The organism is Bacillus sp. SLBN-46 (assembly GCF_031453555.1).
GTDB lineage: Bacteria > Bacillota > Bacilli > Bacillales > Cytobacillaceae > Neobacillus.
The window spans coordinates 4,570,850-4,585,789 of the sequence record NZ_JAVIZM010000001.1 but is presented as its reverse complement, the minus strand read 5'-3'; the positions used below and the strand labels follow the sequence as shown (position 1 = coordinate 4,585,789).

The 14,940-nt window shown below is 38.0% G+C and carries 17 protein-coding genes; 11 read left to right on the top strand and 6 right to left on the bottom strand.

Translation table 11 applies throughout. The annotated features are described in order from the left end of the window. Positions 1-61: 61 nt before the first annotated feature. From QFZ87_RS23330 to QFZ87_RS23315, 4 genes are all read right to left on the bottom strand, one after another. Complete coding sequence (locus QFZ87_RS23330) at positions 62-388, bottom strand: MerR family transcriptional regulator (protein ID WP_309866895.1); 327 nt, start codon at positions 386-388, stop codon at positions 62-64. 146 nt (positions 389-534) lie between these two features. Then, positions 535-702 carry a hypothetical protein gene (locus tag QFZ87_RS23325; protein ID WP_309866891.1) on the bottom strand — a complete coding sequence of 56 codons (168 nt, stop codon included), beginning with the start codon at positions 700-702 and terminating at the stop codon, positions 535-537. Positions 703-722: 20 nt separating this feature from the next. Next, positions 723-860 (bottom strand): hypothetical protein, encoded by a 138-nt coding sequence (locus QFZ87_RS23320; RefSeq protein WP_308080990.1) that lies wholly within the window; start codon positions 858-860, stop codon positions 723-725. Positions 861-1,049: 189 nt separating this feature from the next. Then, complete coding sequence (locus QFZ87_RS23315) at positions 1,050-1,406, bottom strand: hypothetical protein (protein ID WP_309866887.1); 357 nt, start codon at positions 1,404-1,406, stop codon at positions 1,050-1,052. Positions 1,407-2,425: 1,019 nt separating this feature from the next. Between QFZ87_RS23315 and QFZ87_RS23310 the strand changes: the two genes are divergently transcribed. From QFZ87_RS23310 to QFZ87_RS23300, 3 genes are all read left to right on the top strand, one after another. Further along, the gene (locus QFZ87_RS23310; RefSeq protein WP_309866885.1) at positions 2,426-3,226 is read left to right on the top strand and encodes a basic amino acid ABC transporter substrate-binding protein; all 801 of its coding nucleotides are present in this window, start codon (positions 2,426-2,428) and stop codon (positions 3,224-3,226) included. A 118-nt stretch (positions 3,227-3,344) separates the two neighbouring features. Continuing rightward, complete coding sequence (locus tag QFZ87_RS23305) at positions 3,345-4,001, top strand: amino acid ABC transporter permease (RefSeq protein WP_309866883.1); 657 nt, start codon at positions 3,345-3,347, stop codon at positions 3,999-4,001. Continuing rightward, positions 3,998-4,720: an amino acid ABC transporter ATP-binding protein gene (locus QFZ87_RS23300; protein WP_309866881.1), complete on the top strand. Its 723-nt coding sequence runs from the start codon at positions 3,998-4,000 to the stop codon at positions 4,718-4,720. Before QFZ87_RS23305 ends, QFZ87_RS23300 begins: the two co-directional genes overlap by 4 nt. Before the next feature lie 39 nt (positions 4,721-4,759). Here the strand turns inward: QFZ87_RS23300 and QFZ87_RS23295 are convergent, their stop codons facing one another. Then, a complete protein-coding gene (locus QFZ87_RS23295) occupies positions 4,760-5,269 on the bottom strand; it encodes a hypothetical protein (protein WP_309866880.1) in 510 nt (169 codons plus the stop codon). A 274-nt stretch (positions 5,270-5,543) separates the two neighbouring features. Here QFZ87_RS23295 and QFZ87_RS23290 point away from each other — a divergent pair, with 274 nt between their 5' ends. From QFZ87_RS23290 to QFZ87_RS23255, 8 genes are all read left to right on the top strand, one after another. Further along, complete coding sequence (locus tag QFZ87_RS23290; RefSeq protein ID WP_309866879.1) at positions 5,544-8,297, top strand: dynamin family protein; 2,754 nt, start codon at positions 5,544-5,546, stop codon at positions 8,295-8,297. Positions 8,298-8,403: 106 nt separating this feature from the next. Further along, a complete protein-coding gene (locus QFZ87_RS23285) occupies positions 8,404-9,420 on the top strand; it encodes a DUF3231 family protein (protein ID WP_309866877.1) in 1,017 nt (338 codons plus the stop codon). Positions 9,421-9,477: 57 nt separating this feature from the next. Continuing rightward, a complete protein-coding gene (locus QFZ87_RS23280; RefSeq protein ID WP_309866873.1) occupies positions 9,478-10,194 on the top strand; it encodes an MBL fold metallo-hydrolase in 717 nt (238 codons plus the stop codon). Between the two features lie 56 nt (positions 10,195-10,250). After that, positions 10,251-10,478 (top strand): hypothetical protein, encoded by a 228-nt coding sequence (locus tag QFZ87_RS23275; protein WP_309866870.1) that lies wholly within the window; start codon positions 10,251-10,253, stop codon positions 10,476-10,478. Between the two features lie 97 nt (positions 10,479-10,575). After that, positions 10,576-11,274, top strand: coding sequence for a response regulator transcription factor (locus QFZ87_RS23270; protein ID WP_309866867.1), 699 nt, complete (start codon positions 10,576-10,578; stop codon positions 11,272-11,274). A gap of 3 nt (positions 11,275-11,277) precedes the next feature. Continuing rightward, positions 11,278-12,213: a sensor histidine kinase gene (locus QFZ87_RS23265; RefSeq protein WP_309866864.1), complete on the top strand. Its 936-nt coding sequence runs from the start codon at positions 11,278-11,280 to the stop codon at positions 12,211-12,213. Positions 12,214-12,343: 130 nt separating this feature from the next. Continuing rightward, a complete protein-coding gene (locus tag QFZ87_RS23260; RefSeq protein WP_309866862.1) occupies positions 12,344-13,267 on the top strand; it encodes an ABC transporter ATP-binding protein in 924 nt (307 codons plus the stop codon). Then, positions 13,260-13,952: an ABC transporter permease gene (locus QFZ87_RS23255; protein WP_309866860.1), complete on the top strand. Its 693-nt coding sequence runs from the start codon at positions 13,260-13,262 to the stop codon at positions 13,950-13,952. Before QFZ87_RS23260 ends, QFZ87_RS23255 begins: the two co-directional genes overlap by 8 nt. Positions 13,953-13,991: 39 nt before the next feature. Here the strand turns inward: QFZ87_RS23255 and QFZ87_RS23250 are convergent, their stop codons facing one another. Next, positions 13,992-14,927 carry a glycerophosphodiester phosphodiesterase family protein gene (locus QFZ87_RS23250; RefSeq protein WP_309866858.1) on the bottom strand — a complete coding sequence of 312 codons (936 nt, stop codon included), beginning with the start codon at positions 14,925-14,927 and terminating at the stop codon, positions 13,992-13,994. Between the last annotated feature and the right edge of the window lie 13 nt (positions 14,928-14,940).

Sequence of the window (14,940 nt, the reverse complement as noted above, 5' to 3'; positions counted from 1 at the left end):
GGGGAGGTTTAAGCATAAAAAAACCCTGCTCCTAACAGGGAGTCAAGGCGATAGATAGGACTTAATTTTTCCGAATGCCAAATTGAGCATTCAACTGTCCTTGAATCATCTTCCGGCGAATAGCATCCTGGTTGATCTTCTTTTGCTCGCGAAGCATTTCTTTTCTTATTTCGTGTGTTTGGATACCGTCTTCGATTTTATTGGCGATTTCCATCAGTAATTCCACATCGGAAAAAGAGAATTTTCGGCTGCCGCCCGCTGATCTTTCAGGAAAAATAAGTTTCCGCTCTTCGTAATATCTTATTTGTCTTTCAGAAAGACCGGTTAGATCTCTAACGATTCCAATTGTGATTACCTTCTTATCTTTATATGATAAATCTTTTCCCATTTAAACTCTCACCACACCCGTTCGTGTTTTAGTTGGAAAATTCGCAATATACATTACATTATACGTTAGATTTTCTCACATTGGACTGGATTTTGGTACTATAATGCATAATTTATTTTGAAAAGGTTATATGAATAGAAGTGATATTACTTATTAGCGGGGTATGTTTTTTTATAAAGATTTGCGAGTTCTCTGATGGTAAGGGAATGAAGCTCGCTGGCTGATGTACCACCGCTTTGTTGTTCCGATTCCATTAATTTTTTTATATAAAATTGTTTTAGCCGTTCGAGACCTTTACGTAAATGAGTGGCCAAATTTTCCCCTCCTCATAATTCTAATAATTTTGTAGTTTTCTTAAAAGGTCGTTTGCTTGGGATCCCATGACCTTCATTAGTTCTTCGTACAATTCATCTCGTAACCTATCTAACTGAAGAATCTTTTCAGCTAATTGAATCTCTTGTCTTTGATACATATTGATCTTCCTCTCTGTGTTTATATTGAAAAACTTATCTGAATTTGTACCCTTTGTCAGTAACTGTGTAAGAAAAGGTAACAGGATTTTTCCAGATGGCGAAATTCAATGGGAGAATCGCTTATAACTATGTAAGATTTATATTGAAAAAGAACCAAGCAGCACCGCGCCTGGTTCTTATTAAATGGCTTAATACTCTCCATCAAATGGAGTGAATTGAATGTTAAATCTTCTTTCGAGAACGCGAACACGTTGATTCACTCGTTGTAGACGGCGTTGAAGCTGATTAACATCTCGTTGAAGCTGGTTGATTTCTCTTTCCTGACGCTCATTTTGTCTTTCTAGCTGATTGACTCGACGCTCTAGCTGTTGAGGCTGGCGATTTGGGTCATATTGAATTTGTGTTGCATATGGGTCGTGGGTTGCATAAAGGTCTTGTGTTACATAAGGATCGTGTGTTACATAAGAATTCATTTGCTCAGCTGGAACATAGCTATGATATTCAATAGGCATTTGTGGAAGTTGATAATAACCATAAGGGTTCATTGGGCATCTCTCCTAACATGATATATACCCTATAAATTATGCCGGTACTTTCGGGCTGTAACGGCGAATGCCTATATATCTTTTGTAACGTATTCTTTAAAGAAGCTCTTTTCGTAAGTTTTGTTGCTCAATGTACTTTTTTGTTCTGGATTCTAAAGCAACTCGGGACAGTGTTGGCAGAAAAAAGGGAAACACTGTCAGAAGGCTAGGCAACTTCGGACAGTGTTGGTTGAAAAAAGCGAAACACTGTCAGAAGGCAGGGCAACTTTGGACAGAGGGGGTTGAAAAAAGCGAAACACTGTCAAAAGGCAGGGTAACTTTGGACAGAGTTGTCAGAAAAAAGCGAAACACTGTCAGAAGGCAGGGCAACTTTGGACAGAGTTGTCAGAAAACAGGGAAACACTGTCAGAAGGCAGGGCAACTTTGGACAGGCTTGACTTGAAAAAAGCGAAACACTGTCAGAAGGCAAGGCAACTTTGGACAGAGTTGACTGAAAAAAGCGAAACACTGTCAAAAGGCAGGGCAACTTTGGACAGAGTTGTCAGAAAAAAACGAAACACTGTCAGAAGGCCAGGAAACTTCGGACAGAGTTGGTTGAAAAAAGCGAGACACTGTCAGAAGACAAAACAACTTTGGACAGAGTTGGCAGAAAAAAACGAAACACTGTCAAAAGGCAGGGCAACTTTGGACAGAGTGTATATTCCATTTTGTATATAGTACTGTTCCATCAGTAGATACGACTCTGTCTGGTATAGGTGGCATTGTCTGATAGAGTCTTCCTTCATAGTATTCAAGTATTAATAATTCATAATTAGTATTTATTCTGAAATATAATTTCTTTTAATAAAGTTTCAGCTAAAGATCCAGTGCCCAAATACGTTAGTCTATTAACGTTTTACTATAGTAAGAAAATTATAACGATTGAATATATACACAAAAAAAGTTATAATCATTTATATTCAAAATATTATTATTATTTGGTAAAATTGTTTTTATAAAAAAATAATGGAGGTCTAGAAATGAAGAAATTAAAATTAGTTTCAACAGTTTTCATGGTGGCATTTCTCTTAATTCTATCAGCCTGTGGGACAAGTAAAACAGGAGGCGACGGTGAAAAAACATTAAGAGTGGTTACCGATGCAGCTTATGCACCTTTTGAATACCAGGATAAAGATAAAATCGTGGGTTTCGATGTTGACTTTGTTAATGCAGTAGCAAAAGAAGCAGGTTATGATGTAAAGATTGAGCATGTTGGCTGGGATCCAATCTTTGTTGAAATTGAAAAGAAGACAGCGGATTTTGCTGTTTCCGCGATTACAATTACACCAGAACGACAAGAATCCTATGACTTTACAGTTCCTTACTTCTTATCAAAGAATGAGATTCTTGTACCGAAAGGAAGCCCTATCAAGAGTGCAAAGGATTTAGAGGGTAAAAAGATAGCTGTACAAAATGGAACAACAGGACAGGAAGTTGTGGAAAATCTTTTTGGTAAAAATAATTCTAATCTAAAAAAGTTTGAAAACAACAATCTAGCAATCCTTGAGCTGAAAAATGGTGGAGTAGACGCAGTTGTTGCCGATAATTCAGTTGTAGAAACATACGTAAAAAATAATCCAAAGGATAATTTTGAATTCATTGAAGACGATGGGGCATTTGAAAATGAATTCTATGGTTTGCTATTACCAAAGGGTAGTAAGCTAAAAGGCGATTTAGATAAGGCAGTTAAAAAAGTAATTGATAATGGAACCTATGCAAAAATCTATAAGAAGTGGTTTGATGTGGAACCTGATACCAACGTTTTAAAGGATCAACAATAGTTAATTCTTCAAATCTTCTATTATTGCGTAACTTCTAATCATAGGCAGTTACGCAATTTTTGGTTAGATTACAAATTTCTCTACTTAGAAAAATGCACAATAGGCAGGGGGATCTTTAATGGATTTTAGGTGGGATATAATTGTTGAATATGCACCCTTACTTTTAAAGGGAACATTATTAACCATAGGCTTTTCAGTCGCCAGTATTTTGATTGGTACATTCCTTGGCTTATTTATAGGTTTAGGAAAAATGTCGCAAAAAAGGCTTTATGCACTGCCTTTTAGCTGGTACATTAACTTTTTCCGTGGTACCCCGTTAATGGTGCAAATTTTATTAATCCATTTTGCGGTTGTCCCTGCATTTATAGGTACAACCAATGCAATTGTAGCAGCGATATTAGCTCTTTCATTAAATTCAGCTGCATATGTGGCTGAAATATTCCGTGCTGGAATTCAATCCATTGATAAAGGTCAGATGGAGGCGGCTCGTTCACTTGGGATGACACATGGACAAGCTATGCGATTTGTTATTTTACCCCAAGCCTTCAAGAGAATGATTCCTCCGCTTGGGAATGAGTTTATCGTATTAATTAAAGATTCTTCGCTTGCAGCATTAATTGCTGCTCCTGAGTTGATGTACTGGGGTCGGGCAATGCAAGGCCAATACATGCGTCCATGGGAGCCGTACCTATCTGCAGCAGTAATTTATCTAGTGCTAACCTTAACTTTAAACTATCTATTAAATCGTCTTGAAAGGAGGTTTGCAACAGAATGATACAGGTAAAAAAGTTAAAAAAATCCTTTGGATCGAATGAGGTGCTAAAAGATATCAATGTGACCGTCAAGCCGCAAGAGGTAGTAGTTGTCATCGGTCCATCTGGTTCAGGAAAATCCACTTTCCTTCGTTGTCTAAATATGCTTGAGACCATCACGGGCGGCCATGTATGTATTGAAGGTGTTGACTTAACGGACAAGCAAACGGATATTAATAAAGTCCGAACCGAAGTGGGAATGGTGTTTCAGCAATTCAATCTTTTTCCGCATAAAAAGGTGATTGAAAATATTATGCTTGCCCCTATGAAGGTAAGGAATGTGCCAGCAGAAAAGGCAAGGGAAAAAGGATTAGAGCTTTTACGGAAAGTAGGATTAGAAGACAAGGCCGAGGCCTATCCTGATTCTTTATCCGGCGGGCAAAAGCAACGGGTTGCGATAGCAAGGGCACTCGCAATGGAGCCGAAAATCATGCTGTTTGATGAACCAACTTCTGCCCTCGATCCAGAAATGGTCGGTGAGGTACTAGAGGTAATGAAGCAGCTGGCTAAAGAAGGGATGACAATGGTCGTGGTCACCCATGAAATGGGCTTTGCTAAAGAAGTGGGCGATCGCGTGATCTTCATGGACGGCGGCTTAATTGTTGAAGAAAATGTCCCAATTGAATTATTCGAACATCCAAAGGAAGAACGGACAAAAGCATTTTTAAGTAAGGTTTTATAATAAGTTACTAGAAAGGGAGGCTCCAGGGCCTCCCTTTTCCTAATTTTCAAAGTCAAAAGTGTCAACAATCTTGTCGGCTTTAATCCGGTTTTGACAGAGCTTAAACAATTGGTTGAAAAAGTCATCCACCTCATGCGGAGAGGAAGGGAGTTTGATTTGAATCGTTGTCGATCCAAACATTTGTTTGAAAAAGGCTTTTCTTTGGTCGTTTTTTCCGTCTCGTTTAAACGGCTTATACATCCAAACAAAATGTGGTACTCCATCAATCTCTTGAATTTGCCGAATTTCGGCACAGGTGGTGGACTTGTCATGTGCATAAATCACTAAATAGTAGTTTTCATTTCGATGCCAATCAATGAATAAAAAGTAATAGCCTGTATCACTATCTAACCGTTTTACTTCGTATCCAGCTAATGTATTTTTTCCATTTGTCCATTGATGGAATCTCGGTAAAACTCCACCAACTGTTTCAAGCTTCTTTATTTCAAAAATAAAGTGATTTGCATTTTCAATACAATGGGATAAAACGATCGCTTGTTCCTTGTCCAAAGTGAACTTCTCCTTCTATTCTTTGGTTTTATTATACTTCGCCCAGGGTATAAAAGGGAAGAAGGTCCCATCTGTCTTATTAATCAATTCTTCTCATGTTCAGTTACATTTGACTCCAAATTGACATACAACTGACATCTTTTTAAAAAATACCTCTGATAGAATCTTAATAATTGGGACTTATATTCTGAACTTAGGTCGAATACTATATGGAATAATTGTGCCTCTTTTCCATATGAATGACATAGAGTGGTTGCAATTGGAGGGAAATATAATGACGTTAGAAAAGCAATTAAAAGAAAAGACCTATTTTACAATGTTCATTAATGAACATGAGGATATTCACCCCATTCAGGTGCTGGGTGAAGCATTTCAAGAGGAAGCGCAAAAGGATGTTCCTGATTTATCATCGATTCGCTTTGCCCAGGGTGAAGTGTATTTTCATCATAAAGATTACGAAGCAGCTATTTTTAAATGGGAAAATATCACCGATGAACTTGAACCATGGGCTAAGAAAAATACAGCAGATGCATACAATGAGCTTGGTCTAGTATCTACAGCAGAAGATATTTATACAGCCATAAAATCCGATAATCTTACTTTAAATACAGAGGTCGCTTTACATTTATTTTCACTCTATATCGAACGAGGTAAATTAGAGGCAGCAGTGTCTACCATTAAAAAGACGGTTAATGCCAATCCTGATTATCCAAATGTGACCGAAATCGCCCGCGCCTTTTTTGAGGAACAGCAGGATTGGACCAATGCGATTGAATTAGCAGTAAATGAAGCTAAGCGTACGGAAACGTTACAATGGTTTGATGTCATCCATTCGTATATTGAAAAGGGCGTAGCGAAGAACCATCAACCAAGTTATTTCTCACAGGTGTTAATTCTCTTGTTTAACCTCGATCAGAAAAGGTTTGAACAGCTCATTGCTTCACTTTGGGAGAGTTACCTGAATGAAGAATCCTATTTTACATGGATTACAGAAATCAATCACTTGTTATTAAATCTCGGTATTGATCGAGGCAGTAACTGGTCTGTCCTTTCTCAACTTCATAAGGAAACCTATTTAAGCTTAATTGAGGGAAGATACTTCATTAAAATGCTACAAGGTTTTATTCCAGATCTATTAACGAATTGGCTCAGACTTGCTGACCCATCAACTGTAGTTATTTCATCCGCTGCAGTTCTTTCGTGGAATGAACTGTTTCCGGAAAGTATCAGTAGGTCGATTGTGAGTGAGGCAGAAAATTTAATAAGTACAACCGAATTACATTTTGATGAGCAAGATGAGTGTCTATCACTACTTAACAGCATCTTGAGTTGGGCTGAGGCACATGATATGGGTAAAAATAATCGAGTGAAATGGATCGTTGATCAGTTAAGTGATTTTGATACTCAGCATATATTCATTGCAGGATTAAGTGGGAGCGGGAAATCGGCTTTTATTAACATGGTGTTAGGAGAAGAGTTACAGGATGGTCCAACATCCTCTATGGTTATGTTTACTGATGCAGAGGAAGAAGAAATTCTGGAAATTACCGATAATGCGTTCACCATCTTACCTGGTTTTACAGATTTCCAAGAACGTATGGATCGACGCCGTAATGCCTTAGAATCTATTATTGAATTTAGACACCCTAATCAATTTTTACAGGAAAATAGAATTGCATTCATTGATACCCCTGGATTAAAAGGGAACCAGTATGAACAGTTCGAGGTATTAAGAAATCTTCATGTAGCAGACAGAATTCTATTTGTACTTGATGCTAATTCTCCGTTTTCGGAGAAGGAACGAAAGGTACTTAGTCAAATACAAGAGTTAGCACCTGACATTCCGGTTCATTTTGTGTTAAGTAAGATGGATACGATCGACAATGAGCAAGAAGCTATTCAAATTTTTGATGAAACTAGGTCGTTGATTCATTCATATCTACCGGATGCAAACGTTTTTGCTTTTTCATCTCAATATGATCGAAAACAACAGCTACTGGATTTAACGAAATTTATTCAGTCTATTAAATATACTAGAAATATAGAAGATAAGCGTTTAGCGAAGCTGTTGTATTTTATTCGGACAACGATTTCAAGTCTTTTACAAAAACGGATTGAAGTTGAGAATCAACTAGTAGAATCCATCCGCTGGAATGAAGAAATGTTAATAAAGTTGAATGGGGCCGTAAATCAGCTGAGGGATACTGAAGTTCAGAAAACAAAGGCTATTGTGAGCTCCTATCGTGCGATAAAGGAAACCATTCAGCAGGATATTTCAGCAACTGTTCCGAAGATGCTTCAGGAATGTTCTTCTTTGATTAAGGAAGATAGTAATTTTAGTAAAATTCACCTTGAGCTTAATGAAGAAATGAATCGACGGATTCAAGAGTATTTAGAACAAACGGTGATGCCGAATTTCTACCTCTCCTTCCAAAAGTGGATTGAGACCTGCCATGAGGAGTTCAATCAAAGTCAGGAATATTTAAATGAGATGGGTGAAGGGTTTAATCAAATGTATGGGGAAGAGCGACTCAAGTTGGAGTGTGATTTTAAGGTACTGGATGATTGGCGTCGCGATACGGATCGTATGACAAGTCGATTCCAGTTGGAAACCGTCAATATTCTCCTCCGTCGGACTCCGTCGCAATTTCTGTTGAAAAGTGCTGGAAAGCTACTAGGAGCCATCTCCCACAATAAAGCATTGCTCTATAATAAGTATAAATCGTTTGTAGAAAATGAGGATTATTCAGAAGCAATCACGGCGATTAATCAGCAGTTCTTCCAATCCTTTGAGTTGTTTGAAAAATCCTTGGAACGGGATGTCACGTTATTCTTCAAAAGTCCGGCCATCGTCTTAAATGGTTCTGTTGATGAAACACGTAAGGAGATTCAGACAAATCAGGAAATGCTGAACAAATTAAATACCAATCCCGAAATGTTCCGCGATCCTTTGACGTTATTCGAAGCAAGACTACGTCAATTCGAATGGATGACAGTGGCTGGAAAAGGGATGCAAACGATTTATTAATCATTCAAGGAGATGTCTAAGGACATCTCCTTTTTAGCTGTTTGTTCATATATTTATCTATTTTGGAGATATTATTCCTTAATGGATAAATGTAGGAGGGTATTCGATGAGCGCAAATCACGATCATATTAAGTTAACGGCAGCAGAATTGTCCTATTTGTGGACTTCGTATCTTGCGGATAGTATGTCCATCTGCATGATCAAGTATTTTTTACAACACATAGATGACGAGGATATTAAAAAAGTTGCCGTGCACTCTTTGGATTTGTCGCAACAACATGTAGAGCATATTCGGGACATTTTTACAAAGGAGGATATAAAAGTTCCACAAGGATTTACTGACCAAGATGTAAACTTAAAGGCCAAGCGGTTATTTTCAGATATATTTTACTTAAAATATATTAGAAATATGGTTAAAGGCGGTCTGATTACATATGGAAGGATATTACAGAATGTCTATCGCCATGATATTCGTTCATTCTATGCCAAGTGCTTAACATCAACCCTTGAGCTAGACACCGAAACCGTAAGAATCCTACTAGAAAAAGGGTTAGTTGTTCGTCCACCAACGATACCCTATCCCCAAAAAGTAGAGTTTGTTCATAAACAATCCTTTATTTTAGAAGGGCTCGGCAGACGGGAACCGCTGACTGGAACAGAGGTAACCAATCTATACGCGAATATCCAGTCTAACCATATTGGTATGAGTATCACTACTGGCTTTAGTCAGGTGGCGGAATCGAAAAAAGTCCGTAATTATTTTCTAAGAGGAAAAGAGATTGCCATGAAGCACATTAAAGTGTTTACCAGTTATTTGGAGATGGATTCCCTTCCTGCCCCTATGTCTTATGACCAGGAGGTAACGGAATCTACTGAATCACCTTTCTCCGATAAATTAATGATGTTTCATTTTAGCCTGATGATTTATACAGGTATAGGAAACTATGGAGTCGCTATTGCTGAAAGTCAGAGAAGTGATATGGTCATTGATTATTCACGTTTGAATGCCGAGATTTTAAAGTATTCGGAGGATGGAGCAAATATTATGATCGCAAATGGATGGTTAGAGCAACCGCCACTAGCTGCCAATCGAAGAGAGTTGGCAAAGGATAAAAGGAAATAGAAAAGGTTTATGGAATATATAAGAGAGAATAGGGAGGAATTTTTAGGAGGATACAAGGTGGAGTATATTTTTGAAGCGGTAAAAGATAACATATATGTACTAGCAGTTTGGGATGAGAGCTGGGGCTCGTATAATAACTGTTATTTTATAGTAGAAGAACAATCGGTTACGTTGATTGATTCGGGGAAACAACAGCACGCTGTGTTCATAGAGCAGGCATTACACAGTATTGAAAAGTCAGTCGATGATGTGATTCTTTGCTTGGCTACACACGGGCATGAGGATCATGTACAAGCAGCCTCAATTTTTAAACATGCAAAAAAGGTGATTCATCCAAATGAGAGAGACATGATTGAAAGTCCTGAGCCTGAACAATTTTTATATGATTTGCCAAGCGATGGTCATTTTGGAGAGTTTGATTGTCAGCTGGTAGGCTATCATACCCCAGGCTCAGTTGTTTTTTATCATAAACCGTCTAAGATTTTGTTTACGGGAGATTTTTTATGCTTTTTCGGAGACCCCTTATCACCGGATGGTTTGGTCTCGGTGGGAACGGAGCTTCGCGAGGAATGGTTGAAGTATTTACGAAATGGCGGAGTGTCAGACAAACATCTTCCTCCGTTTCTTAGTGGGTTAGAAATCCTGTCTACCTTTGACCCTGAGGCAATGTGTTCTGGTCATGGTGGAGTCCTGACAGGTGAGATAAACGAGTTTATTCTAGCGTTATTGAAAACGGGAGAAAAATTATTGGAGACTGCTCAATTAACTGAATAAACAAGAGGAAAAGGTTCACTCTAAGTACATAAACGATCGACAAAAAGGAGCTTACTGTGAAGCCATTTGAAATTAGTAATATGATTATTGATGATGACTTTTATAATGAAGAATTTGTAACAGCGGACTTTTCCTATCAAAATCATGACTACAGTATTACGTTTAAAAAGGCAGACCTGGAAGCAGTGAATGCTTGGGTATTTAAAGAAGGTACGTCACTTCCGGCCAACCTACCAGAGAATATTATTGAATCAATAAGAAAAGATGTTGAAAAACGGATCTAGTCTCAGACTAGATCTATTTTTTTATTTTTCATATGAAGGAATTTCGACACAAATTATGGAAATGTACCATATAGGAAAAAACAGGGTGGAGGACAAAATGAAACACAAAATATTGTTAGTTGAAGACGATAGGGCCATCAGTGATATGGTAAAGGGCCAATTTACAAAAGAAGGCTATGAGGTGGTACCTGCTTTTGACGGGGAAGAAGCCCTTGAGGTATTTTCACGCAACACATTTGATTTGATTATGCTGGACTTAATGCTGCCTAAGCTTGATGGAATGGAATTTTTGAAAATCATAAGGGAGAAGAGCATGATCCCTGTGTTAATCATGTCGGCAAAGGATGGGGATTTAGACAAAGCGTTAGGATTGGGCTTTGGAGCGGATGATTATATCGCTAAGCCGTTTTCAATGATTGAGCTGACGGCAAGGGTGAAGGCGGCGATCAGAAGAGCGACACACTATTCGCGTACCGAACAAGAGCAACAGAAAAAGGTACTGACGGCTGGCGATTTAACGCTTGATTTAGAAAATTTCTCCTTACATAAGAACAGCACAGAAATCAAGCTGACATCAAAGGAATTTCATATTCTGAAACTATTTATCTCACACCCTAGCCGTGTGTACACAAAAGCACAAATCTATAGCTTAGTTTGGGAAGATGAGTACTACGGGGATGAAAATGTAATCAACGTCCATATGAGAAGATTACGAGAAAAGATTGAGGATGATCCTTCTTCACCTAATTACATCAAAACCTTATGGGGAATTGGTTACAAGCTCGGGGAGTTTTAAATAATGGTCATATTTTTAATCATTATCATAATAGGATTAGCTTCCCTAAACTTTTTACAATATCGGTCGAAAAAAAATGACCAATCTAATTTAACGTATCTCCACAAAAAGCTGCAGCGAATCATCCATGAACAAACGGATGAAAAATTGCTACTACATACCGATAGTGAAGATATGAAACAGTTATTAATCCAAATTAATCGTCTCTTGGAACATAATCAGAAAATCATGGCCAGCCACAATAAGACGGAAATATCCATGCGGAAAATGCTTTCTAATATCTCACATGATTTAAAAACACCACTGACCGTAGTGCTTGGTTACATTGAGATTATGTTAAATGACCAAAATAGAAGCAAGGAAGAAACGGATGAACTTTTGCAAAAAGTCCATGGTAAGACGGTGGAAGTTTTAGAACTTATTAAGAAGTTCTTTGATTTGGCTAAGCTTGAATCTGGGGATAAAGACATCCCACTAACAAGAGTGAACATGAATGAGATTTGCCGGAAAAATATATTAAACTTTTATGAGGTTCTCACCTCAAAGGGCTTTGATGTAGCAATTGATGTCCCAGAAGAAATTCTGTATGCTCTTGGAAACGAAGAGGAGTTAGACCGTATCTTGAATAATTTGATTTCTAATGCCATTCAATATGGTAGTGAGGGGAAAGTGCTTGGTCTGACACTTAGAAATGATGAAAAATCTGTGTATGTAGATGTATGGGATAAAGGAAAGGGCATTAGTGCACTCCATAAGGATTTGGTGTTTGAAAGAATGTACACCCTTGAAGATTCACGAAACAAATCGTATCAAGGAAGCGGACTTGGTTTAACAATTACAAAAAGATTAGTAGAGAAAATGGACGGACAAATTTTTCTCAACAGTAAGCCTTACGAAAAGACTACCTTTACTGTAAAACTCAATCGAATCATGTACTAAACCTCAAAGGGTGCCTCGAATTCCGGGACATCCTTTTCTTTCTTAAGAATTTCGTAAGATTTGATTAATAAAAAAGAAAACTCTGCTGATTAGAATAAAAGTAGTTAAAGACGAAGAGGAGCTGATAGAAATGAGCTACATCATCAATACGAATCAACTAACAAAAACATATAAAGGCAAGGACGTTGTATCAAATGTCAATATGAAGGTGAAAAAAGGAGAAATCTATGGGTTTCTCGGACCAAACGGTGCCGGTAAAACCACGATCATGAAAATGCTCACCAACCTAGTGAAGCCGACCAGCGGCGAAATCGAAATCTTTGGTGAAAAACTAACGAACACTTCCTATGAAGTCCTTAAGCGGATGGGCAGCATTATTGAATATCCTGTTTTTTATGACCGACTAACAGCAAGGGAAAACCTGGAGCTCCACTGCGAGTATATGGGGTACTATGACAAAAAGGCAATTGATAAAGCGTTGGACTTAGTGAAATTAGCAAATATTGAGGATAAGCCCGTTAAAGACTTCTCACTTGGCATGAAGCAGCGTCTCGGAATCGCTCGTGCCATTATTACCAAACCGGAATTGTTAATACTAGATGAACCGATTAATGGAATGGATCCTGTTGGCATTAAAGAACTGCGTAATCTTTTTCAAATGCTCTGCCGTGAATATGGTATGACTCTATTGATCTCTTCCCATATCCTCGGTGAAATTGAACAGATTGCCGATACCATCGGGGTAATTAGTGAGGGGAAGTTAATAAAAGAGGTTCCAATGACCGAAATTCAAGAGCAAAATACAGAATATCTTGAGCTAGCCGTTCATGATGTAAAAAAAGCCCTTTATGTATTGGAGGAAGTCCTTAAGTTTACTAATTTTAAAGTAGTAGAAGAGGGACGTTTCCGCATCTATGAAACAGGAATCTCTCAAGCAGAAATTTCTAAAACGCTTATTTTAAATGGAGTTATGATTGAAGAACTTAGTAAGAAGAACCATTCACTAGAAGATTATTTCTTAACAATTATTAATGGAGGCGGTATTAGTGCGTAAATTAATCAGTCTTGAAATAAAAAAGTTTAAGTTGATTTCATATATTAAAAATGTGTTGATTGCCAATGTGGTAGTTATAGGCGTACTTTGTATGTTGTACTTTGCTGAAAAAAGTGATGGGAATATCGCATTTCCTAGCTATGACATGGCTTTCGGGGCATTTGGTAGTATTATTAGAAGCATCTTTATTATTTTTGCAGCCGTGCTGATTTCTAGACTCATTATTGATGAATATAAGAGTAATTCTATTTCCTTGATGTTTATGTATCCGATTAATCGAAAGAAAATCATCATTTCTAAGTTAATTATTGTTGCGTGCTTTACATTTCTAACGATCTTCTTGTCAAACATCTTTGTTGGTAGCATGTTTTATTTAGCCGATTCCTATTTTCATTTTGTACCTAAGGCATTAACAACAGATGTCTTAGTGAATGGATTTCTTAGCATGACTCTTGGCGCGGTTGCCTCAGCAGGAATGGCCTTAATTCCATTGTATTTTGGAATGAAGAAAAAGTCAGTTCCAGCCACGATAGTATCAGCAATCGTTTTGGTTTCAATCTCGAGCTCTTCTGCTGATAATGTAAATCTTTTTTCGTTCATTGTCGTGCCAATCGCCCTTGCTCTTGCCGGCTGTGTGATCGCTTATTTATCCTTTAGAAATATTGAAAAGGTGGATATCAATTAAACTATAAAAGGGCTGCCCATAGTGGTGCAGCCCTTAACCTTATTTTTCAGCAACTAATTGTAAAAGTAAGTCCGGTCGATTGGTTAAGATTCCATCTGCACCTGCATCTAAGAGTTTCTTCATTTCTATTGGATCGTCAATGGTCCAATAGCTTATGTCTTGTCCACGTCGGTGTGCCCCGTTAATTAACTTCTGATCGGTCAAATCAAAGCCGCTATCTGCGGTGGGGATTTGAAAGGAATCAGTCTCTGGCTGATAAAGGTTCCGTAGGAAGAACTTATGGAAGACAACGAATTTCGTTACCTCTTGTTTTCCGCCGCAAGTGGCTACCCGGTCCTTCGCATGCTTGTTAAAAGTATCTAGAATATCTTGGTCAAAAGAAGCCACCAGAATTTTATCCTCCATGTGATATTTCTCGATAAGTGCCCATAGTTTAGCGGCCATTTCTTCGATTCGTTCAGGCGGATTGTCGTCCTTAATCTCCATTTCAATTCTCATATCACCAAACGTCTGAAACATTTCTTCGGCAGTGGGAATGTAGACTCCTTTTCCTCGGTAACTAAAGTTTCCATTAAGGTCTTTAAAATGGTAACCCGCATCAAGCTTTTGGATTTCCTCCAATGTCATGTCTGCCACCGATCCATGTCCATTCGTTGTTCGATCAACTGTCGGATCGTGGATAGCAACCAAATACCCATCTTTTGTAATATGGAGATCAGTCTCAATTACATCCACACCCATATTTGCTGCGTTCGTAAACGCCGCCATTGTATTAGATGGGGCAAGTAGCTCACCGCCTTGATGCGCAATGACTAATGGCCGGTTATTTTTGAAAAAGCTTTTTTGGCTCATTTGCTTAACCGGTATGAAATTAACGGCTAGCAGGAAAATAAGGATGGCAGTAACAATATATATTAAAGCTTTTACAAGGCGCTTTTTCTTTTTTGGTATTTTTTCAATTACAACTTGCTGCATGCTGTTGCTCCTT

Coding starts and splice junctions, on each gene's coding strand:
- QFZ87_RS23270 (WP_309866867.1), top strand. CDS start 10,576: ATGAAACACAAAATATTGTTAGTTGAAGACGATAGGGCCATCAGTGAT.
- QFZ87_RS23260 (WP_309866862.1), top strand. CDS start 12,344: ATGAGCTACATCATCAATACGAATCAACTAACAAAAACATATAAAGGC.
- QFZ87_RS23300 (WP_309866881.1), top strand. CDS start 3,998: ATGATACAGGTAAAAAAGTTAAAAAAATCCTTTGGATCGAATGAGGTG.
- QFZ87_RS23290 (WP_309866879.1), top strand. CDS start 5,544: ATGACGTTAGAAAAGCAATTAAAAGAAAAGACCTATTTTACAATGTTC.
- QFZ87_RS23310 (WP_309866885.1), top strand. CDS start 2,426: ATGAAGAAATTAAAATTAGTTTCAACAGTTTTCATGGTGGCATTTCTC.
- QFZ87_RS23285 (WP_309866877.1), top strand. CDS start 8,404: ATGAGCGCAAATCACGATCATATTAAGTTAACGGCAGCAGAATTGTCC.
- QFZ87_RS23265 (WP_309866864.1), top strand. CDS start 11,278: ATGGTCATATTTTTAATCATTATCATAATAGGATTAGCTTCCCTAAAC.
- QFZ87_RS23330 (WP_309866895.1), bottom strand. CDS start 388: ATGGGAAAAGATTTATCATATAAAGATAAGAAGGTAATCACAATTGGA.
- QFZ87_RS23250 (WP_309866858.1), bottom strand. CDS start 14,927: ATGCAGCAAGTTGTAATTGAAAAAATACCAAAAAAGAAAAAGCGCCTT.
- QFZ87_RS23320 (WP_308080990.1), bottom strand. CDS start 860: ATGTATCAAAGACAAGAGATTCAATTAGCTGAAAAGATTCTTCAGTTA.
- QFZ87_RS23305 (WP_309866883.1), top strand. CDS start 3,345: ATGGATTTTAGGTGGGATATAATTGTTGAATATGCACCCTTACTTTTA.
- QFZ87_RS23315 (WP_309866887.1), bottom strand. CDS start 1,406: ATGAACCCTTATGGTTATTATCAACTTCCACAAATGCCTATTGAATAT.